Source organism: Bacillus sp. NEAU-Y102, assembly GCF_054788175.1.
Genome location: NZ_JBTWFK010000008.1, coordinates 58658 through 79541 on the forward strand (window position 1 = coordinate 58658; position 20884 = coordinate 79541).

Sequence of the window (20884 nt, forward strand, 5' to 3'; positions counted from 1 at the left end):
TTTAGTAACATGAGTCCAGTACAATACCGAACTCATGCCCTAAAAACTCTCTGACGCAACGATCTGTCTAACTCTATAAAATTAGTTCATAATATACGATTTTTCTTACAGAAATATAGCACACCAAACATTAGCATAATACCAATCACGTAAAAAATTATTGTTCCGCTCCCACCAGTATTAGGGATCACCCAATTATTTTTCATATTTTTCACTGTTATTTTTTGTACCCTTACCGCTTCTGTAATTTCTATTTCTATTGGATCTCTAAGTAACATGTATCCATTTGGTGCTTTTATTTCTTTAATTGTATACTTTCCAATTGCTAATTGCTTGGAAATCACCTTTCCTTTTTCATCCGTTGTTAATCTACTAACTTCTTTCCCTTCTTTATCTAACACTTGAAATATAGCACCTTTTAGTTTTAATTCACTATCCCTATCATCAACTTTCTCAATTTCAAATTGCCCAGTCGGATCGGGCAATTTCTTATTTCCTATTTTAATTTCTATTACTGTGTCTTTTTCTATTTTTACAGCTACTTTATCTTTTAATAATTCATAACCTTTAGGCGCTTCTACTTCCACTAAGGTATAGTTTCCTATTGGTAAGTCCTTTGATATCATTTCTCCTTTTTCATCTGTTATTAACTCTCCAACTACTTTTCCTTTTGAATCTTCTATATGAAACTTTGCCCCTGCTAGTTTTTTATTTTTATCACTTATGTCTACTTTCAAAAGCTTCATTTTCCCCATTGGATCGGGCAATTTCTTATTTCCTATTTTAATTTCTACTACTGCATCTTTTTCTACTTTTACAGCTATTTTATCTTTTAATAATTCGTAACCTTTAGGTGCTTCTACTTCCACCAAGGTATAGTTTCCTATTGGTAAGTCTTTTGATATTACTTCTCCTTCTTCATTTGTTACTAGTTCTCCAACTATTTTTCCTTTTGAATCTTCTATATGAAACTTTGCCCCTGCTAGCTTTTTATTTTTATCACTTATGTCTACTTTCACTAACTTCATTTTCCCCATTGGATCGGGCAATTTCTTATTTCCTATTTTAATTTCTACTACTACATCTTTTTCTATTTTTACAGTTATATCATCTTTTAATAATTCATAGTCTTTTGGTGCTTCTATTTCTACAAGGGTATAGTTTCCTATTGGTAAGTCTTTTGATATCGCTTCTCCTTCTTCATTTGTTACTAGTTCTCCAACTATTTTTCCTTTTGAATCTTCAATTTTAAACTTTGCTCCCACCAATTTTTTATTATCATTATTACTATCAACTTTTTTTATTTTTACTTTTCCTGTACTAGGCTTGTTCCAATGTTGCCAGTTAAATTTGAAATTGTGAAATTCAAATCCACCAGTTTGTTGTACCGCACCTACAAATACTTGTCCATTAATCGAACCGCCTTTTGTTTCTAATACAGCATTGGGAGCAATCACACTTCCAACAACACCATATCCTTCTGTTGTAATTTTTTTCGCATTTGGAAAAACCCAAATCACTTTCCCGTATAGTTCAGTAAACGGGGAATTAGGAGAATATGGTTGTGATGTAGGAACTATATCTGTAGCCCTTCCAATATTGTCCGTGTCATATAGAATAGACCCATTTTTAAATGTAACCTCTGTTGCATCCGAATACATAATAATAAAATCTTTGTCCTTAGCACTCGGTAAAAATACATCTCTTATATCTAAATTGATTTTCCCTGTCAATTCTGATGAAACATAAATATTAGGATTGTTTATATCTTTTCCGATTCCATGACTCATATTTGGAATTGGGGTATTCGTTTTATATTGACCTGCATTTTTACTGACTTGGTTCACTATATTGCGAAATTCATTAAATCTCGCGTCAATTTCTAGTTTTTCTTTATAGACGATACGATTATAAGAAGATTGTATGATGCGATCTGGATCACTCTCTTTTGTCATTACGGCTATTCCGTTTTGAATGATAAAAGATTCTTCTCTTGATTTCTTAAATTTCCCAGACAATAACAAGGATGGATATCCCTCATCAACCCATTTTCCACCTACTATATTAGATGTTCCCGCAGCAGCACCTACAATCGTATACCCCGATGCATCCATATCACCTTGAACTGCGATTGCTCCTTCAATGTCGCCACCTATTGCTTTATGGTTACCAAAGACAACAGCATTATAACGCGATATATCACCTAGACCTTCTAAGTTTGTCGTGGATCCATATGCTTCTTGTGGTACATATACGACAAAACTTACACTTAATATTAACAAAACAATAAAATGAATACTTACCAGCTTTAATCGTAGCCTCAATTCCTTTGTTCCCACCTTTACCATGTTTTTTCTATAGTCGAATATAATGACATGTTTATCAATGAGGATTTACTTCATCCCCTATATACTTGTCCCACTGCCTATTAATGCAGGATAAATAAATACATTCTATCGAGTTAACCTTTTCTTATAAATTGCGACTAGAAACACACATAACAATAGGATTGGAACTATTACAGTCCACTTATTAAATATAAATATCTCTGTACTCACTTTTTGTTTTTCTTTCTCGTTTAACTCCACACGCACACCTCGAACTAGCAATCTATTAGTGTTTACTCCATAAGGCGTACACGTAATTAAAGTTGTATAATCTTTATTTTCTACAATTTGTAGATCGTCCGTTTCGTGTGGTAACACTACTTTAATTTGATCTACTTTATAAGCAAGAACTTTGTCTAAAGAATGAATATAAAAAAGATCTCCTTCGCTCAACTTATCTAAATCTGTAAATAATTTTGCTGATGGTAAACCACGATGCCCTGTTAAAATAGTGTGCGTATTTTCTCCACCTATCGGGAGCGAAGAAAAATCTAAATGACCTATCCCGCGGCTCAATACTTCCTCAGATGTCCCTTGATAGATTGGCAGTTTTATATTAATTTTCGATATTTCAATATACCCCATTACATCTCCTAAATTTAACGCATCAGCATATGCTTGATGATTACTTTTTTTTTCAGAAAATGGATCAGTAAATGTTTTCGTGGAAGTGTGAACTTGTTTATTATATTCGGCTGCTTCTTTTTCCCTACGTTCGACTTCTTTCTTTTGTAGCGCTTTGATCTTCTTATCGTAAGAGCTAATCTCAGAATAATGTGCACGAGTCGCCAACCAATTACTAATAGTAGGATATAAAAAAACTCCTAATCCAAATAAAAAAATACCTCCCAAAACAAGATTTCGTTTCATATCTCCACCTCTGTATATGCTTAAATATCGAAAAGAGGGAAGCATTTTGCTTCTCCCCTTTTCCCATAGTTACATGTTCCTAAAATCTTAATTATTAGCAGACTTTTTTCTAAAGAAAACAAATGCCGCTGTAACCATTAACGTAAGACCTATTACAGTAAAAAGAGTCGTTCCTATGCCACCCGTTACCGGAAGAACCCATCCACTTTTATTATTTTCAATTGTTAATTTAACCGTTTGATTATTTTCGCTAATCTTTACATCAATGGGGTCTTTTAATAATTGATAAGAAGCTTTTGTACCATCTTCTTTTGTATATGTTGGTGCTTTCGTTTCAAAAATTTGATAGTCTCCATATGGAATGTTAGACCATTTAATAACACCATTTTCATCTGATACACCTGTTACTTCTTTTCCTGCTACAACAACTATTTTTCCGTTTTTATCTTTAAGTACAAACTCTGCACCTTTTAATTTATTCTTATTAGCACCATCAATTTTTGTTAACTCAATTATTCCAGTTGTTGGAACAACAATTACAGGCTTAGATTCCTTTTCTCCAATTACATCATTTTTATTTGTAAAATCAATTTTTGCTGTATTTAAAATTTCCGAACCAGATGGTACTCCTTCTTTTACTTGAGATTTAATTTGCAAATGAAATTCTTTTTTACCATCTAATTTTGTGAAATCTTTTACTGTAGCTGTTACTTTTTGACCTTCTATAGCTACCTCTACAATGCTTGCATTTACTTCTGCTCCATCAATTTTCACGATTGGCTTTCCTTGAATCACTAAACGATTATCCAAAGTATCTGTTACCACATATTTTTTGTATTCCTTAATGTCTTCTGGAATTAATGTTTTAATATCATAATTATAATTAGTTAACGGATTGATTGGTAACGCTTCCAATTTTCCGTTAATCTTTTTATCAATTATTGGTTCTTCATAGTTTTTCACTTCTAATTTAACTACTGTACCAGAAGTAATAGTTCCATCTTCATTAATTGTTCCGGAGTTCTTAACAAAAAACTCACGTTTAGTTGGATCTATTACATAGCCTTTCGGAGCTTTTGTTTCTTGGAAATAGTATTCTCCATACACCAATCCTTGCACGCGAATATGACCATTAGCATCTGTTACTAACTCTTTTTTCACTTCTGTACCGTCTTTTTTAAATAAAGAGAATACTGCACCTGCTAATGCTTTTTCATTTACACCAGTTTTTATTAAATCCACTGCACCACGTTTAACCTCATTTTTAGGATACATGTGAACATCATAGTTTAGCACCTTACCCTCTTTATTCGTTAATGGGATATCCACTGTATACGTATTGGGATTTAGATTAACATGTGGAGGTCCTGCCACTTCTTTCACCTCATAACGTCCTAGCGGAAGATCTTTTAATACAGCTTGTCCGTTATCATCTGTTACTACTTGCGTTGGAGTTGCTCCCATTACAGGTTTCACATCTTCTTTCACGATTTTCCCATCGTTTGAAATTTTTTCAAAAGACGCAACCTTTTTCACTTCAAACGTTACACCTTTTAATGGTTTCGCATCTTTTGGCACCTCTTGATTTGCAGAACCGTCACCTTCTAGTCCCTGCGCTCCATCTTTTTCTTGTTCATACTTATGAATCGTTAAAGTACCTTTAGATGGTGAATCTGCCTTTACTAATACACTAGACCATGTAGAAAATGTTAAGAATAACACTAAAAGCACACTAAATATTTTTTTCATTTCTCTTATCCCCTTTACTACTTCTATCATTTTAAAAATCTCTTTATTACTATTACCTTCTTAAAAGCAATAGTGTGCCAAGTATCAGATTTAAACGAATAACATAAAACATAGTCGTCCAACAATCCATTGTTTACAATCACTTATTCACATTTCTTATCTTCTATTATTACGTTGTCTCTCCACATGATATATGTAATTTTCGCCCCTAAATTACACTTATATCTCTACTTCAAAAATCATTACATTTGTTACATAATAGCTTTCACTGCTAATTTCGACTAGTCACTTACTGTCAATCTATTAATTTCTCACTTCCTATCCCTATTTAAAATCCAACCTTAATCATTTTTAATACATATAAGTAATAACCAACAAATAAGTGTGACGATTCATATTTTACGCTACTGTCCAAAACTATTACCTGTATATTCAAATAATATGTGCTATTCATGTTAAATTATGGTATTATTCTTAGAAGTTTATAACTTTTATTTATATTTTTTATTAATAAAGGTTTTCCGTTTCTACTTATGAAAAAAGGAATATATGTTTATTTAACTATTACGCATAACTGTAAGGAGGAAGAATATGACTAAAAAGCTCAGTCTAGTTGAGATAGAGTACATTTGCAATATGTTTTTCCAATCTTTTGAAATTCCAGTTTGTTTTTTAGATTGTAACAAAAATATTCTTTTAGAATTTACATCAAAAAATGATTCACACTCGTTGTATACATCAAAAATAGAACAGTTACATGTGCTTTTTCAGAGAAATGATACATATAATTCCCCCATCTTCAGAACTCACGAACATCTAGGGCACTTCATTTTAATTCACATAAAGAGCGATTATATGGTAAACGGTACTGTTATTATCGGGCCCTTGGCACATGTAAACTTTTCTACAAGTAAAGCGGATAGTAACCTTAATTTTATTCCGAATTATAAAAGAACAAGAGACCATTATTTTTCATTGTCAGTCAAAGATCAAAAATTCTTTATAAATATAGCAATATTGTTCTATAACATTCTCTATACAAAAAATTCAGATGTAAGCACCTTTTCAAATAATAGTGACTCACTTCATATAAGTCATAGCAGAATCTTAAACGAAGATGTATATATTTCAATGCAAAAAGACGAATCCATTTATCATAATTTATATATAGAGCAGCAACTACTTAGATCTATAGAAAACGGGGATAAAGAAACCGTACTCAAATATTATTACGAATTCCAACAAGAGACTCTTTCATCTTTATCTTCATTCCATCAATTAAGACGTCATAAAAACATTTGTATTTCATCCATCACGCTCGCTACTAGATATGCGATAAAAGGGGGACTTCCATCTGGGATTGCTTACAAAATTTATGATTTACACATTCAAAGAACAGAAGATTTAAAAGATAAAAAATCTGTTTGGGATTTATTAAAAAATGCTTTTTGTACCTTTGCAGACCGTGTAAAGGCACAAAAAACACAGCAATATTCACAGACTATTGCTATTTGCAAAAACTATATTTTAAAAAATATTTACAATCCAATATCTGTTAAACAACTTGCTAAATTTGCAAATGTAAATTCAGATTATTTATCTATATTATTTAAAAAAGAAGTCGGTATTTCATTAATTGAGTACATTCAACGTGAACGAATCGAAGAAGCAAAGAAATTATTAACTTTCACCACCTATCCCTTATCAGACATATGCGCTTCGCTTAATTTTAGCGACCAAAGTTATTTCACTAAAATTTTCAAAAAATTCACAAATGAAACACCTGGTAAATATCGAAATTCTCATGTTGTCATTTAGAATGAAACTTCCATTAAAACAAAATGTTTTCAGTAACTCATCAATGGCAGATTAGAAGCACTCCCAGATTCATGAACTATAGGATTTATGCTTTTTCCAAACCAAAAAACACGTTACTATTCTTTTATTTTAATGAGAATAATAACGTGTTTTTTATGTAATGTAGTTTTGTAGACAGAACATAATCCAACTACAAATTTTTATAGAAGCCAAATGCACCGCTTAACTACTAAAATCTTATTAAGTAAAAAATCCATATTTTGTTTTACTTACTTTCTACTTTATTTCTTCTGGATAATGAACTCTTTTCTTCAAACGAATAATCCCTACTATTATTTTTGCATCTTTCTAAATTTGCGAACCAAAGTAAGTACTGTACTCGAAATAATCATCAATATGCCGATTTCTGCACTGTTGTTATTTGTACTTACACCCGTCTTTGGAAGCTCCTTATATGTATATTCTTTTTTATCGCTATTACTGTTGTTTGAAATATTACTCTTATTTGTCTTATTAGCAAGGCCATTTGCTTTGCTAGTTTCTTTATGTTTCACTAATACTTTTTGTATTGTATTTACCTCATTACCCACGGAATCTCTGACACTATATATTATTTCATAAATACCAGCTTTAGTTGTATCTATAGTTCCTTTATACGCTACTTTAGAAGTAAGATCACCGTCTTCTTTGTCAGTAGCCGATACTCCTATCAACGGATCAAATTGATCACCCTCAGTAATCGAAGTTGTAGCAGGTACTTTTAGTATTGGTTTTTCATTTTTAATTTCTTCTCTAACTTTGACCGTTACAGTTTGCTTCGCCGTTACTTCATGACCTTTAGAATCTGTAACCGTGTACGTTAATACGTAAGTACCGGCTTTTGATGTATCTACTTCACCATCAACTTTAATTTTAGAAGTGAGATCACCGTCTTCTTTATCGATAGCTAATACTTCTGCCATTGGAACAAATGAATCTCCTACATGAAGTATCGCTCCAACAGGCACTGTTAATTTAGGTTCTAAATCTGATATTTCTCCATTTCCCTCTACAATTACAGTCTGTATAGCCGTTGCATTCCCGCCTTTAGAATCAACAACCAAGTATTCCACAATGTATGTACCTGGTTTTGAAGTATTTACATCGCCTTTATGCTTTACTTTATTTGTTAAATCACCATCTTCTTTATCAACAGCTTTTACATTTCTCATTGGATCAAACGTATCTCCTACACGTAGTGTAATCGTAAACGGTACAGTTAACTCTGGAGCTTGGTTTTCTGCTGTTTTTTCGTTTTCTTTCACTTTTTCTATAATTTTTGCAGCATCAAAAGCATTTTGGACTGCTTGAACTTCAATTGAGTTCGTTCCATATTTATTAGTTGCCACTTTAAGGCATGCCAATTTCAATTCAGAAAAATTAGAAGTCATGTTTAATTCATCAGTATTTGCATAATAGAAAATATCAAACATTTTATCTTCACCAATGCCATTTACATTTACACCGTTATGAGTACCACCTTGTGCAATTAAATACGCAACTTTATTAATAATACTTGAGTTAAAATGAACGCCTCCATAATCCTCTCCATTTAAATCATTATATTTACTATAATCATCAGGATACGGTAGTCCATCTGAAAAATTAATTGCAGTTGGATTTTTCATATTACGAAAAATCGATCCAGTTTGTTCTCCTATTGTCCAGTTAAATTCCCCATTATTTATGTATTTCTCTATAGCCGTTCCCATAATATCCGATAATGCCTCATTAATTGCCCCAGATTCTCCTGAAAATTCAAGGTTAGATTCACTTGATGTAACTGCATGTGTAAATTCATGACCGGCTATATCGAACGCTTTTACCATAGGATCTCCATATAAAAGCATACTAATGTTATTAATATTAGTACTAAATGCATTTTCCCAATTTTCAGGATCATTTGTTCCTCCAGAATCCCATGCATGTACAACTGAAACTACTTTGTTTCCTTTATTATCAAAACTATTACGCTTATATTTTTCTTTATAAAAATCGTATACCTTTGTTGCTAAGAAATGAGCGCTTACCGCCTTTGGATCATTAAATGTTGTTGAAACGCTAGTTGCTAGTATACCAGGATAATAACTTTCTTCATTTGTAATATCTCTATAATTTACATCATATGTCTCAATTCCTTGTCCTCTTGTGTAATCAGCAAGCGCATAATTCCCACTGGTCTGTTTAGAAATACCAAATGTACGAGTTACGCCTAAATCATCTTTTCCTGTTCCAGTTAATGATGTAAAATTGCTAGTTTTATTTTCCTTAACGGATTGAACATACTCTTCACTTATTTTCAAACTTGATTCTTGTACCATATCTTTTAACATTTCACCATTATGAGCATTCACTAAATAAGTTCCAGATACATAATTTGGTGTTGTAGCAGCAAATGTAACTTGATATGCATTGCTAGCCTGTCCATGATTTTCATCAACAAAAATAACTGCCTTAACTTCTGGCTCAGAAATAAATTTAGTATCGTTTCCGTACTTTTTATAAATATATTGTTTTGCTTCTTCTTTTGATAAATTAATAGGTTTCTTTAAACCTTCTTGTGTTAAATTTTGTGCGCTATCTCCTGAAATACTTTTAATAATACCTTTTTTATCTACGTGAGCAGTCAACTGGTGACCATATACTTCTTTTCCTTCATATATTTGTTGCATGCGCACAAGTGTAGTTCCATCATAAGAACCACGTTTTTGAAGAACCTTGTAATCTACTCCTGTTTCTGCACTAACTTGTTTTGGAGACAAAGCATGCTCCGTATTTTCCTTAAGTGCATCTTTCACTACATTCTCTGGCGCCTTTTTTGATGGTTGTGTAAGATCACCTGTACGGAACGAATCCTCTTGAATTTCTACTTGCATTTGACCAGTTTCCTCTGCATGACCTAATCCATATGGCGTTACACTTGTTAAAACGAATCCTGTTGTTAATGCAACTATAGCTATTTCTTTTTTATTTCCCATGATATTCCCCTCGTATAAATTCCTATTATTTATATGAAACTGCTAAAATGTATACAATCTATTCCTAACATAAAAAGATGACTTTTGTAATCAACAAAAGCCACCTCTTTAATATGTAATATCCCTAAAATGTTTTTAATACATAATTTCTATACAAAAAAGAAAAAAGCACTCATTAACGAGCATTTTGCAATACTTTTATTAGGTCATTTATATTTTCAACTTTCTGTTGAAACTGATCAAGTCTGCTATGTAGCAATGAAGGATTTTTATCTTCAGTTGAAATAACTTGTTTTAATTCGTTTTCTAATTTATCATACATATCAAAGAAATTATCAAATTCTACACTTACAAGCTCTTCATTTTCGCGATAGAATCTTTTTGCTTCTATATAAGTCATATATGATTTATTTAAAAATCCTAATGAAATTAAATATTTAGAAGTGTTTTCTTGATAAATAGCAATATCACACGCTATTTTAATATCAGAATAAGTCTTTTGAACAAGACAATGCAATTCAAAAATCTTAAACTTTAATCCATTATTCATTTCATCCCCTCCCATCGTATCTATTCTACATAAAATTAGAATATTATACAAAGAAAATTATTAGCATGAAATTGACAATTAAAAAGATAACTTAAGGATAAACAAATTCCTCTCATTACAAATTATAGTTGCGAAGCATTTACCAACTTAACAGAAAAAATCCCTTCCGCTTTTAGAGTAATAAATACATTTCATATTGCGCTAAAGAATTCTTTTCAAATCCACATTTCTTAAAAAAACCCTCCAGTAAATTATTGTTAGGAAACCCAATTGATAAACTTGATAAATTTAATTCTTCTCTTGCTACTTCTAATAATTTCATCCCAACACCAATATTTCTATAAACTTTGTCTACGAAAATAAAACTAATTTTACCTTGTTCATTTACACATAGAGAGCCTTTTAAGTCATTATCGACATATGCACCATAAAATACATTATTTGTTTTTTCGATATAATCAACATCATTTTGCCAATTTATATGGAAGTTTAACCATTTCTGAATTTCATCTTTAAAAGTTGGAAATTCTAATTGTTTTACTTCAATATCCTTACAATCTTTATTCATTATTTTAGTCAAATCATTTAAATTATAATAAGAAAGATCGTACACTTTTTCATAGCCCAACTTATTATAAAAATGAATCGCTCGGTCGTTTCCTACAATGACTTCGAGAAAAAGTTGCTTACATCCATGTTGAATCGCCTCTTCTTTATGCAGTTCAAATAATTTTTGACTCACACCAATACCGCGGTAATTAGGATGAACCGCTAATGTTCCACAGCGCATAGTCTTTATACTTTCATAATCCTTTATACCACCTAATATTACGCCAACTGATTTGTCACCGTCTAAAGCAAGAAAAGAATGTTCTAGCAAATTACCTTCTGGTCCAAAAAAACGTTGTATAAAACCCTCTTTTGAAACTTCCATCTTAATAATATAATCGGAAAATCCATCTTTAAAAGCTTCATATACTAAATCAATATTTACTTCACTACACCTTTTATATTGAATCATATAAAATTGCCCTCCAATTGCTTGTATTAACCTCAACATGTACCCATATAATATATTCCATCTATTATAAATTTCAGCTCTTAATTTGAAATGAACGGACATTTCCCTACATATAACTTACTATTAATTTGTTTTATAACAAACTATCTATTATTTACTACATTAATCTCATAAACACGTAAAAAAGCAATTAAATGCTCACATGCTCTTTCGCATGCTAGCATTTTAAAGATTTTTTGTTCTTCTTTCGTTTTATCATTTGCTTGATCTGAAGCAGCTTTTAAACATAAAAATGGTTTTTTATTTATTTGACACACATAGGCGAAAGCTGCTACTTCTTGATCAACTGCCAATGCTCCGTATACAGTATGAAGTAAATATCTCATTTCTGAACTACGAATACGTTGATCTCCAGATAAAAATGTACCGAAATGTATCGGATCATACAATCGTATTTTTTTTATTCTTCTTACAAGTGATTTTGTTGTTTCAATAGGTGCTGTTCTACCGTTATATAAATTAAAAACATCTTCTCCTGAGCCAGCAGCAGTAACATCGTGTTGTATTGCGTTTAGTGCTACTACAATATGACCGTTTTTCACTTTGTTTGATAAACTTCCGCATATTCCTGTCATAAACAACTCATCTGGCTGAAACTCACTAATTAACAATTGTACACAACTAGCGCAGCTTACTTTACCGACACCAGTTACAACTGATATAATTTCCAGCTCATTGATAGTATGAAAATGAAATTCCCAAGCTGCTCTTTTTTCAACACGTTCACTCGGATAATGTTGATGCAAATACGTCAGTTCTGGTTCCCATGCAGATACAATTGCAATACGTTTCATTACACGCTTCACTTCCCCTATTGTCATTTAAATAAGTTATCTATACTTTCTCGTTCATAATCTGGAATCCATTCTTTATATTTCTTATATAAATCTCGTATTATTTCTTTATTCTTCGCAATTACTTCACATCCTCTATCATCATACATAAACATGACAATATCTTTCGTTGCATTTATGAGAAATACATCTGGATAAGAAATTTCTTTTTTCCGTCCAAATCGAGGATACAAAATAGAGAAATCCTCATGATTAGCAGCTTGTATAAGCGATTCATATTTAATATCTTCCGCAAGACATTTTAAAGAAAATTGATATGTACAATATAATGTGAAACTTTAATCAGTTCATCCCCCACTGATTATCAGCCCTCACCAATCGGGCTTTTAGGGGCAGCCCGCCCCCCACCTATCTTCTTTGCTTTCGCTGAATTTTGAGGTGGGGGTCTTACTGCCCGGCAAATAGCGAGATAAATCTGCCTCTTCATCTTCAAATAGAAACGGTAACGTTTCTTGTCTTATATGAAATCTTAAATCTCTTTTCTTAATATATTTATTGTATACATTTATTTTCTGTGGAGTTTTTGTGTTTTCCTTTTTAAATCTATAAACATTTGTCACTACAAACACTACATCTTCTTTTGAAAATATGTCTTCAAATAAGAATTTATTATATGTATATAGCTGAGAAAAGTATTCCATATTTAAATCGTCGGTTCCTTCTACAATTTGATATTTATCTTTTCCAAAATCAAAATACAAATGATTTCCCCACTGAGAATATAAGTACGGTACTAATGTAACTCCTGGAAATGTTTGATTCATATATTCTTTTAATTGCATTTCCTTGTCCCTTCTACTGTACAATTCTTTTTAAATACCAATATGCTTCTTCTAGCCACGGATGTATAACTTTCAATGTATCTTTCCTTTCCCACAAATATGAAATATATACAAAAGCAGCTTTTTCCAAAGATTTTTCCAATCCTTTTTTTATTTCTATTAAATATGGTGGTGTCCCCTTTTGATCCCATTCTATTTTATCTGCAACAAATAAAACTAAATCCATCTTTGTTGGGTGTTTACGCAGTGTAGTATGACAACAAATTGCATCTAATACGTCTTCATCTTCTACTTTAAATATTTCTTTTGCGATTACTCTCGATAGTTTTTGATGAATAATCATAGGAAACTTTCTTTCTGCTTCCTCTATTTCTACCCCAAATTCTTCAGCAACTGCAATCCGCTCCTCGTTCGGAAAAATGCCACTAATATCATGTAAATATCCTGCAATTGCTGCTTTTTCTTTATCTACGTGAAACTTTTCTGCAATCTTTTTTGCCTCATTTGCCACACGAATTGAATGTTTATATGTAAACTCTTTATTATATTTTAGTAGAAAATCTTTAATATCATTGTCTATTTTTCCAGTTGGAGCAAATGAATATATATCATTATATAACATAGAAAATCCCCCTTATAACTAACTTTCAGTATAATGCAGAATTTAAATATCTTTGTTATTTTATATTCGTTATTAATCTTTTTACTCCTTTTTAATACGTTACATGAAATTTTATACAGAATCATTGCTACAAGTACATAAATGTTTGATATTATAGTAATGTTGATGATTTGTAAGGAAAGGAACTACAAAATGAATAAAAACATATTAATTATTGATGATGATAAAGAAATTGTTGAATTACTTGCTGTTTATTTGCGAAATGAAGGCTATAACATTTATAAAGCTTATGATGGCGATGAAGCATTGCAGAAGGTTTCTACATATGAAGTTGACCTTATGATTTTGGATATTATGATGCCAAAACGAAACGGATTAGAAGTTTGTCAGGAAGTACGTGAAAATAATACTGTACCAATTCTAATGCTTAGTGCAAAAGCAGAAGATATGGATAAAATATTAGGTCTTATGACAGGTGCCGATGATTATATGATCAAACCATTCAATCCATTAGAATTAGTAGCTAGAGTGAAAGCTTTATTACGAAGATCATCTTTCCAAAATGCTACTTCGCAAAAGAATGAAGATGGTATTATTCGTATTCGCTCTGTTGAAATACACAAACATAATCATACTGTTAAAGTAAATGGAGAGTATATTAAACTAACCTCTATTGAATTCGATATTTTATATTTACTTGCGAGTAATACAGGAAGAGTATTTAGTTCAGAAGAAATTTTCGAACGCGTTTGGAATGAAGATGGTTATGGTTCAAATAAGACGGTAATGGTCCATATTAGCAACTTACGGGATAAACTTGAAACGGTAATGAATGGAGAAAAATTTATTCACACTGTTTGGGGAGTTGGCTATAAAATTGAGAAATGAAGCATTTGATATATTAAAAGATATCCCTAAATGGAAACTTATTTTTTGGCTCTTACTAGCTATCACACTCACTCCTATTACTGAATTAATTATTTATCGCCTCGTTACGAGTGTAATTGAAAGTTCACTTACTCTAACCGAACTCGGTAAAGAATTCATTCGAATTTTTGGTTATGAAAAGTATAAAGGGGTTAAAGAATCTTTATGGATGATGATTGTTTCTTATTTGTTTTTATTTTCTATTTTTTCATCCTATCTTTACATTTTTTATCGTCACGAGAGAAAACTTTACTATGAAACTTGTATAAAAAAAATGATAGAAGAAATTCGTTACATTGCAAATGGAAACTTCAATCATAAAGTTTCTGTTGTAAATCATAATTATTTGGAAGAGTTAGCAATCGGGGTCAATGAAATTGTTGAACAATTAAAAGTCTCAATTGATGAAGAAAGACAAGCGGAACAAGCAAAGAGTGAACTTATTACAAATGTATCACATGATTTACGTACTCCCCTTACTTCTATAGTTGGATACGTAAATTTAATTCATCATGATAATTATAGAGATGAAGTGGAATTGCGATACTATATTCAAGTCATTTATGATAAAGTAACTCGTCTTAATGCATTAATGAATGACTTGTTCGAATATACACGTGTTCAAAATAAAGAGTTAAGCTTGTATTCTGTCCCCATTGATATTGTAGAGTTACTTGGACAATTAACTGTTCAATTCCGAATACAGGTTCAAGAAGCTAATATAGAATGTAGACCTTCTTTCCCATCTCAAAAGCTCATGGTATTAGCTGATGGTGACAAATTAGTGCGTGTGTTTGAAAATCTTATTATAAACGCTATCGCTTATGGAAGCGAAGGTCGCTATATTGACCTTACTGCTTATGAAAGCAATAATATGATTACAATTGATATAACAAATTACGGACAACCTATTCCTAGTACGGATTTACCTCATATTTTTGAACGTTTTTATCGCGTTGAAAAATCGCGCTCTACAAACACTGGTGGATCTGGACTTGGATTAGCAATTGCAAAAAGTATAGTCGAATTGCATAAAGGAACAATTGAAGTATATAGTGATGACGAAAAAACTACTTTCACTGTAAAACTACTCCCCTACAAAGGTTAATATCACAAATAAAAAGTTCAATTTCTTATCATATAAGAAATTGAACTTTTTCCATTAATTACAAAAAATAATAATCCTTTATAATTCTTTAGAAATTCTTTACCTTTTCTTTCTTCCTAATTAAGCATTCTTTTTTACAATACTATTATTGATGTCATAATAGGAGGATCGCTTATGCAATTCTTAAAAAAATTCGCTATTTTATTATTATCTTTTTTCATTACTGCACTTATCGTTTTATATTTTTACCTTTATGTAAATGGTCCGATTATTCAAGCTAAATCAGCTATCTTAATAAATGCTAATTCAGGTGAAATTGTTTATAAAAAAAATGAAGAAACTCCAGTACAATCAGCTGCTTTATCTAAATTAATGACAGAATATATCGTATTGGAGCAACTAAATGATAGAAAAATACAGTTAGATGACTTCGTACAAATAAGTAACGAAGTTTTCCGAGTAGAAACAAGCCCTATACAAGTAACATCGAATGATAAAACAACGGTTCGTGATTTACTTCATGCATTGCTACTGGCAGGGAATAATCGTTCTGCACTCGCTCTTGCAGAACACATTGCTGGAAATGAAGATAACTTTACAGTATTAATGAATAAAAAAGCAAAAGAACTAAAGTTATTACAACCATCTCCATTTCTAAACTCTACTGGAAATAATAATGATACAAATAAACAATCAACTACAACAGCAATAGACGCAGCTAAATTAGCAGCACGATTAATAAAAGATTTTCCAGATGTATTGAATATTACGAAACTAACCTCTTACCAATTTTCCTTCAAAGATTCCCAGGTTTTCAATACGAATAAAATGATATATTCCCTTAATGAAAACATTAAACTTCAAGGTGTTGATGGCTTACAAACTAGTTTTTCAACTAATGGTAATTATAGTTTTGTCAGTACAGCAAAACTTGAAGATACTAGACTAATTTCAGTAATATTAGATGCAGATGAAGAAAACATTTCATTTATTGAAACAAAAAAGTTGCTACAGTATGGTTTTGATCCTTCCTCGTACTCTGCACTCCAAGCTTTTAAAGACACCCTTACATCGTGGACAATATTGCTTCAGTTTAAAAATTTAATTATACAAACTATAATGATTTTTTTAATCATTACCACCTTAATGTTTTTACATATACGTCAGAAAAAATCCGAGGATTTCAATTAAGAAATCTTCTTATATATAAAAACCGACTTGCGTTTGAGATGCAAGTCGGTTTTTAATTCTATCATCCTCTTCCAATTAAATTTGCTGAAACTGGTTGCAAGTTTAACTGCCTCGCCCATATAGACAGCTGACCAATATGATGAATTTCATATCCCATGTCTTAAAACCTATGTTTTTCGAGGCATACATCCATCTCTGTTTCCGTTCGTTGTGTTCGTTTGTTTAGTTTAAATGGGTTAATCTATTAATTCTATTAAATCCAACAATTTAACTATTACATATTAAAGTTCTATTCATATACTATAGTAGATTACTAGAAAGGAGGCTTAACTATGGATAGTTGCGTTGTATTTGTAAACGGACAACCTTTTTTAGTTCTTTCAGTAGCTGGTATTGAAATTGCTAGATTAGAGATTTCCCTTCAAGTAGCATTAGCTCTAAGAGTGCTTGGGATACCAATCTGTGATTAATTACCAAATTAATAAAAAAAGAGGGCATTAGCCCTCTTTTTTTATTTTCTTCTCACCTTTTCTTAACAACAAACAAAATTCAAATTTGATTAATTATAAAAAATTAAAGTACATGAACGTTACATGAAACACTTGTTAAGATCGCTGTCCTTCACACTATTTATTTCGCCGACATTATATAATCAAAGCACACGATGATTAACTTTTTATACGGCTTATTTTAAGTGTGCTAGCCAATACTTTTACTTGTATGTTCTATACACTCATTCTCTACGGTATACTGATACCAACTTATATTTTTTGATGAGAGCCCATTTCCCTATATCCCTCTTTATTCCCATGCACTTTTTTCTCAAATCCAAGCTAAATAATCTATATTGTTATCTTTTAAACTCGCCTCACTATCCGATTATATTAATAACCTATCACCTGGTAACCATTATCTAATTTATCTTCAATTGGATGGTCCATCATTTATACTTACGGATTGGCTTTCCCGTATCTATTGTGCATGGACATTAGGTTTTCTAGCATCTAGCTCATTTCTTTAAAAATGTAGGGTATTTCGTCTATTATTATATGAATAATGTTTGGAAGGGTGATGTAATATGACAGAAATTAAAGTAGGGCTTACACAATTTTTAGACTTCACACTGAAAGGTAGTACAGCTAAAACAAACTTTATAAAAAATCTAAAATCCCAACCTGAATATCAACCAGCTTTTGATTACTGGAAACAATTACGAGAAACTGTTATTAAATTTCATCAAAACAAACTACCTTTTGAATGTTTCGAAACATTAGTACAAACGGTTGATCAGAAAAAAAAACAAAACTACATTGATGTTATAAAGCAATTCAAAAAATTCATTAAAAATAAAGACATCTCCTGGTTTGATCCAGGTAAATCACATTGGAAATCAGATGATTTAATCGTCCGTTCATCACCTGAACTTGGCTTATTCATTAATAATGAGCCACATCTTATCAAACTGTTTTTCAAAGGAAAAAAAGAGCGAATTGATAAATACAACATTAACTCGACACTTACACTATTAAATGAATCAACATTTTCAAATGAACGAAACGATGTGAATTATACGGTACTTAACATCCAAAAGAACAGAATGTATACGAATAACTCTATTAATAATAATCATTTAGTAGCGCTTAAATCAGAAGCTAACCAGTTTTGTTACATATGGAATAATTTGTAAAGTTTACTATTCATCCCTTTCAATACCTTGTTGATGCATACTTTAGTTACAATTTTTACAGATTCATTCAGTTTCGTTTAATTAGGGCTCACCCTCTTATTCCTCAGAAACAATGCAGGTGGGCCTTTTTCAAAAATGGTTTCTTTGTCAGTTTTAATATACTAGCTCTCCCCCTGAAACAGCTGCAATTGAAATTATTTTTGTTTTATTATCCACTATACCCACCAAGCCCCTTTTGTTAACATAATATAATTATAAATAACTATTGTTGCTACTTCTTCCATTCATATTCTAACATACTCATTTCCCATAAATTCCAATACGTTTCTCCTACTCTTTTTGACTCTCTTAATAAGCCTTCTTTTACAAACCCTATTTTTTCGTAACAGAAAATGGCCGATGTATTAAAATCGTACACACCAAGAGTTACCCTATGTAGTTTTAATTCGTCAAAAGCAATATGAAGTACTGCTTTCATCATATGTTTTCCTATAGAACGTCCTCTCATCTTCGTATTACCAACTAATACTTTTCCAATTCTAGCGGACTTATTAATATTATCTATTTGCCCAAGCGAAATATGACCAATAACGTCTGAGGTCACTTCATCTACCACTTTGAAAGCGAGTGTATTTGCACTTTCTATATACTTCTCTAATTGCTGTTCGTCTAAAGGGAATGTGAATGCATTTCCTGACCATTGTATTAGAAATTCTTCGGAGTTAATCCAATTTATTAATTGTTTAAAATCAGATTTCTTAAAGCTTTCTAGTTTAATCACTTCCTTGCTCCTTTCATACATCATGCTTTATAACCTGAAACTTATTTCTATATAAAGAATATATTCTCCTTTTATATGAAATTAAAATAAAGCCATTCATGTGAATGGCTTTACAAAAAAGCAGCATAATTATGCTTTGTTTGCTACATCAATACCATTAAAATCAAAGTCAGCAGTAACCGTTGTAACAGGTGGGAAAATTGCTTCAATTTTACAAATGGAAATAATTACTCCAACCGATCCAGGAATAGCCGCAAGCCTAACTAGATCACAACTTACAGACGAAACAGTACCTACATAAGTACGTCCCTCTGTATTAATTTGAACTGTTCGATTAATTAATTTCTTAAGTTCATCTCTAATTCCTTGTACACAAGAATTATCACATTTCTCATGCTGTTCTTTTTTACACTCTTCGAATACTTCCCAACAATCATCTTGTTTACATGTACACTTCTTTTTACAATTATTAAATCGAGAACCCAATACCTCACCCCCTAATCCTTTCTATTAGTAAAGTATGTCCACTAGCTTAAAAGGGTACGAGGCAAACACATAAAAAGAAAAAAACAAACAATTGTACTATACTTTCTTTTCATTATTCATTATAAAAACAGACTTCTCCTAATTAAAAGCTTGTTTAATGAGCGGCCGTGAATTTAGTCCTACTCCATTTAATGTTTAGACACCACTTTCTAAAACAAATCTTTTTTCTTTTAAATAAGACGCTCCTTAAAAACACACTAGATTTTTCCATTAACTCACATATACATAGACTTTATTTGTGGATTTCCCATTTTTCATTGTGAAATATACATTTAAAAAAGCGTACTCGAAAATAAGATATTATTTCTAATCAGAACGCTTTCTTCAACAAATGTTTATTGGAAAACACCATAACTAGTAGTAGTTCTCTCCACTATCTCTTAAAAATTAGCATGGTTTGTATGAACTCTATATCGAGTAGAAAACACTCTATCATATAAAGATAAAATAGTAGGTTAATAAACAAGCCATTTTTTTATTAAAACATAGAATAATATGAACACTATTGAAAGGAGGTAGAAATGAATGTCTTGGAAAAATGATTGCTGGAGTTCTCAGAAAAAGCATTGTTGTGATGATTGGTGGAAATCTAAAGAAAAGCATCATTGTGATGATGATTGGAGTTCTCAGAAAAAGCATTGTAATGATGATTGGTGGAAATCTAAAGAAAAGTGTCATCGTGACGATGATTGGTGGAAATCTAAAGAAAAGTGTCATCGTGATGATGATTGGGGTTCTAAACGAAATAAGTGTCGTTGTAAATGTTTCTTTATTTGTTGCCATTGTAAAAGAAAAAATTGGTAATTTTTTTAATGTCAACGTAAAGGAAAGAATATGGCTTTTGGAACCAATCGGGCTTTTCCGGAAAGTTAATCCCACACCTACTTCCTTACTTTCGCTGAATTTTTAGGTGG

General features: G+C 31.4%; 17 protein-coding genes and 2 pseudogenes. 7 read left to right on the top strand and 12 right to left on the bottom strand.

The features are described from left to right. Window positions 1–86: 86 nt before the first annotated feature. From ACYFX0_RS20980 to ACYFX0_RS20990, 3 genes are all read right to left on the bottom strand, one after another. The gene (locus tag ACYFX0_RS20980) at window positions 87–2324 is read right to left on the bottom strand and encodes an MSCRAMM family protein (protein ID WP_106082188.1); all 2238 of its coding nucleotides are present in this window, start codon (window positions 2322–2324) and stop codon (window positions 87–89) included. Window positions 2325–2453: 129 nt separating this feature from the next. Then, complete coding sequence (locus ACYFX0_RS20985) at window positions 2454–3257, bottom strand: class C sortase (protein ID WP_003278332.1); 804 nt, start codon at window positions 3255–3257, stop codon at window positions 2454–2456. An 87-nt stretch (window positions 3258–3344) separates the two neighbouring features. Next, window positions 3345–5006: a SpaA isopeptide-forming pilin-related protein gene (locus tag ACYFX0_RS20990; protein ID WP_166669683.1), complete on the bottom strand. Its 1662-nt coding sequence runs from the start codon at window positions 5004–5006 to the stop codon at window positions 3345–3347. A 591-nt stretch (window positions 5007–5597) separates the two neighbouring features. On the opposite strand from ACYFX0_RS20990, the gene ACYFX0_RS20995 reads away from it, so the two are divergent. Next, window positions 5598–6824 carry a helix-turn-helix domain-containing protein gene (locus tag ACYFX0_RS20995; RefSeq protein ID WP_000162844.1) on the top strand — a complete coding sequence of 409 codons (1227 nt, stop codon included), beginning with the start codon at window positions 5598–5600 and terminating at the stop codon, window positions 6822–6824. A 332-nt stretch (window positions 6825–7156) separates the two neighbouring features. Here ACYFX0_RS20995 and ACYFX0_RS21000 read toward each other — a convergent pair whose 3' ends face one another. The 6 genes and pseudogenes from ACYFX0_RS21000 to yqeK all read right to left on the bottom strand — a co-directional run bounded on the left by ACYFX0_RS21000 (window position 7157) and on the right by yqeK (window position 13730). Then, window positions 7157–9841, bottom strand: coding sequence for a M4 family metallopeptidase (locus ACYFX0_RS21000; RefSeq protein WP_106082186.1), 2685 nt, complete (start codon window positions 9839–9841; stop codon window positions 7157–7159). Window positions 9842–10016: 175 nt separating this feature from the next. Further along, window positions 10017–10391 (bottom strand): hypothetical protein, encoded by a 375-nt coding sequence (locus tag ACYFX0_RS21005; protein ID WP_001059022.1) that lies wholly within the window; start codon window positions 10389–10391, stop codon window positions 10017–10019. A 172-nt stretch (window positions 10392–10563) separates the two neighbouring features. Continuing rightward, window positions 10564–11412 (bottom strand): GNAT family N-acetyltransferase, encoded by an 849-nt coding sequence (locus tag ACYFX0_RS21010; RefSeq protein ID WP_106082185.1) that lies wholly within the window; start codon window positions 11410–11412, stop codon window positions 10564–10566. A 143-nt stretch (window positions 11413–11555) separates the two neighbouring features. Beyond that, the gene (locus tag ACYFX0_RS21015) at window positions 11556–12293 is read right to left on the bottom strand and encodes a phosphorylase family protein (protein ID WP_002082744.1); all 738 of its coding nucleotides are present in this window, start codon (window positions 12291–12293) and stop codon (window positions 11556–11558) included. Further along, window positions 12290–13108 (bottom strand): annotated as a pseudogene (locus tag ACYFX0_RS21020) (DUF3885 domain-containing protein). Before ACYFX0_RS21020 ends, ACYFX0_RS21015 begins: the two are co-directional and overlap by 4 nt. Window positions 13109–13121: 13 nt before the next feature. Then, a complete protein-coding gene (yqeK, locus tag ACYFX0_RS21025; RefSeq protein WP_017763190.1) occupies window positions 13122–13730 on the bottom strand; it encodes a bis(5'-nucleosyl)-tetraphosphatase (symmetrical) YqeK in 609 nt (202 codons plus the stop codon). A gap of 192 nt (window positions 13731–13922) precedes the next feature. On the opposite strand from yqeK, the gene ACYFX0_RS21030 reads away from it, so the two are divergent. The 3 genes from ACYFX0_RS21030 (at window position 13923) to ACYFX0_RS21040 (ending at window position 16956) form a co-directional block, all read left to right on the top strand. Next, window positions 13923–14618: a response regulator transcription factor gene (locus ACYFX0_RS21030; RefSeq protein ID WP_001038808.1), complete on the top strand. Its 696-nt coding sequence runs from the start codon at window positions 13923–13925 to the stop codon at window positions 14616–14618. Continuing rightward, entirely contained in the window at window positions 14608–15765 is a 1158-nt protein-coding gene (locus tag ACYFX0_RS21035) for a sensor histidine kinase (protein ID WP_001243314.1), read from the top strand. Before ACYFX0_RS21030 ends, ACYFX0_RS21035 begins: the two co-directional genes overlap by 11 nt. A gap of 174 nt (window positions 15766–15939) precedes the next feature. After that, the gene (locus ACYFX0_RS21040) at window positions 15940–16956 is read left to right on the top strand and encodes a D-alanyl-D-alanine carboxypeptidase family protein (RefSeq protein WP_106082183.1); all 1017 of its coding nucleotides are present in this window, start codon (window positions 15940–15942) and stop codon (window positions 16954–16956) included. A gap of 61 nt (window positions 16957–17017) precedes the next feature. Here the strand turns inward: ACYFX0_RS21040 and ACYFX0_RS21045 are convergent. Next, window positions 17018–17107 (bottom strand): annotated as a pseudogene (locus ACYFX0_RS21045) (DinB family protein); the annotation flags it as partial. A 181-nt stretch (window positions 17108–17288) separates the two neighbouring features. Here ACYFX0_RS21045 and ACYFX0_RS21050 point away from each other — a divergent pair. Then, window positions 17289–17426 (top strand): DUF3956 domain-containing protein, encoded by a 138-nt coding sequence (locus ACYFX0_RS21050; RefSeq protein ID WP_000376554.1) that lies wholly within the window; start codon window positions 17289–17291, stop codon window positions 17424–17426. A gap of 608 nt (window positions 17427–18034) precedes the next feature. Then, window positions 18035–18643 carry a hypothetical protein gene (locus ACYFX0_RS21055; RefSeq protein WP_106082182.1) on the top strand — a complete coding sequence of 203 codons (609 nt, stop codon included), beginning with the start codon at window positions 18035–18037 and terminating at the stop codon, window positions 18641–18643. 271 nt (window positions 18644–18914) lie between these two features. Here ACYFX0_RS21055 and ACYFX0_RS21060 read toward each other — a convergent pair whose 3' ends face one another. Then, window positions 18915–19448: a GNAT family N-acetyltransferase gene (locus ACYFX0_RS21060; protein ID WP_000990084.1), complete on the bottom strand. Its 534-nt coding sequence runs from the start codon at window positions 19446–19448 to the stop codon at window positions 18915–18917. A gap of 105 nt (window positions 19449–19553) precedes the next feature. After that, the gene (locus tag ACYFX0_RS21065; protein WP_000535572.1) at window positions 19554–19910 is read right to left on the bottom strand and encodes a hypothetical protein; all 357 of its coding nucleotides are present in this window, start codon (window positions 19908–19910) and stop codon (window positions 19554–19556) included. Window positions 19911–20508: 598 nt separating this feature from the next. Here ACYFX0_RS21065 and ACYFX0_RS21070 point away from each other — a divergent pair. Next, entirely contained in the window at window positions 20509–20880 is a 372-nt protein-coding gene (locus ACYFX0_RS21070) for a hypothetical protein (RefSeq protein ID WP_042992790.1), read from the top strand. Window positions 20881–20884 lie beyond the last annotated feature (4 nt).

Excerpts from the sequence above, each read along its gene's own strand:
- ACYFX0_RS20985 (WP_003278332.1), bottom strand. The coding sequence starts at position 3,257 with ATGAAACGAAATCTTGTTTTGGGAGGTATTTTTTTATTTGGATTAGGA.
- ACYFX0_RS20990 (WP_166669683.1), bottom strand. The coding sequence starts at position 5,006 with ATGAAAAAAATATTTAGTGTGCTTTTAGTGTTATTCTTAACATTTTCT.
- ACYFX0_RS20995 (WP_000162844.1), top strand. The coding sequence starts at position 5,598 with ATGACTAAAAAGCTCAGTCTAGTTGAGATAGAGTACATTTGCAATATG.
- ACYFX0_RS21000 (WP_106082186.1), bottom strand. The coding sequence starts at position 9,841 with ATGGGAAATAAAAAAGAAATAGCTATAGTTGCATTAACAACAGGATTC.
- ACYFX0_RS21005 (WP_001059022.1), bottom strand. The coding sequence starts at position 10,391 with ATGAATAATGGATTAAAGTTTAAGATTTTTGAATTGCATTGTCTTGTT.
- ACYFX0_RS21010 (WP_106082185.1), bottom strand. The coding sequence starts at position 11,412 with ATGATTCAATATAAAAGGTGTAGTGAAGTAAATATTGATTTAGTATAT.
- ACYFX0_RS21015 (WP_002082744.1), bottom strand. The coding sequence starts at position 12,293 with ATGACAATAGGGGAAGTGAAGCGTGTAATGAAACGTATTGCAATTGTA.
- yqeK (WP_017763190.1), bottom strand. The coding sequence starts at position 13,730 with ATGTTATATAATGATATATATTCATTTGCTCCAACTGGAAAAATAGAC.
- ACYFX0_RS21030 (WP_001038808.1), top strand. The coding sequence starts at position 13,923 with ATGAATAAAAACATATTAATTATTGATGATGATAAAGAAATTGTTGAA.
- ACYFX0_RS21040 (WP_106082183.1), top strand. The coding sequence starts at position 15,940 with ATGCAATTCTTAAAAAAATTCGCTATTTTATTATTATCTTTTTTCATT.
- ACYFX0_RS21050 (WP_000376554.1), top strand. The coding sequence starts at position 17,289 with ATGGATAGTTGCGTTGTATTTGTAAACGGACAACCTTTTTTAGTTCTT.
- ACYFX0_RS21055 (WP_106082182.1), top strand. The coding sequence starts at position 18,035 with ATGACAGAAATTAAAGTAGGGCTTACACAATTTTTAGACTTCACACTG.
- ACYFX0_RS21060 (WP_000990084.1), bottom strand. The coding sequence starts at position 19,448 with ATGATGTATGAAAGGAGCAAGGAAGTGATTAAACTAGAAAGCTTTAAG.
- ACYFX0_RS21070 (WP_042992790.1), top strand. The coding sequence starts at position 20,509 with ATGATTGCTGGAGTTCTCAGAAAAAGCATTGTTGTGATGATTGGTGGA.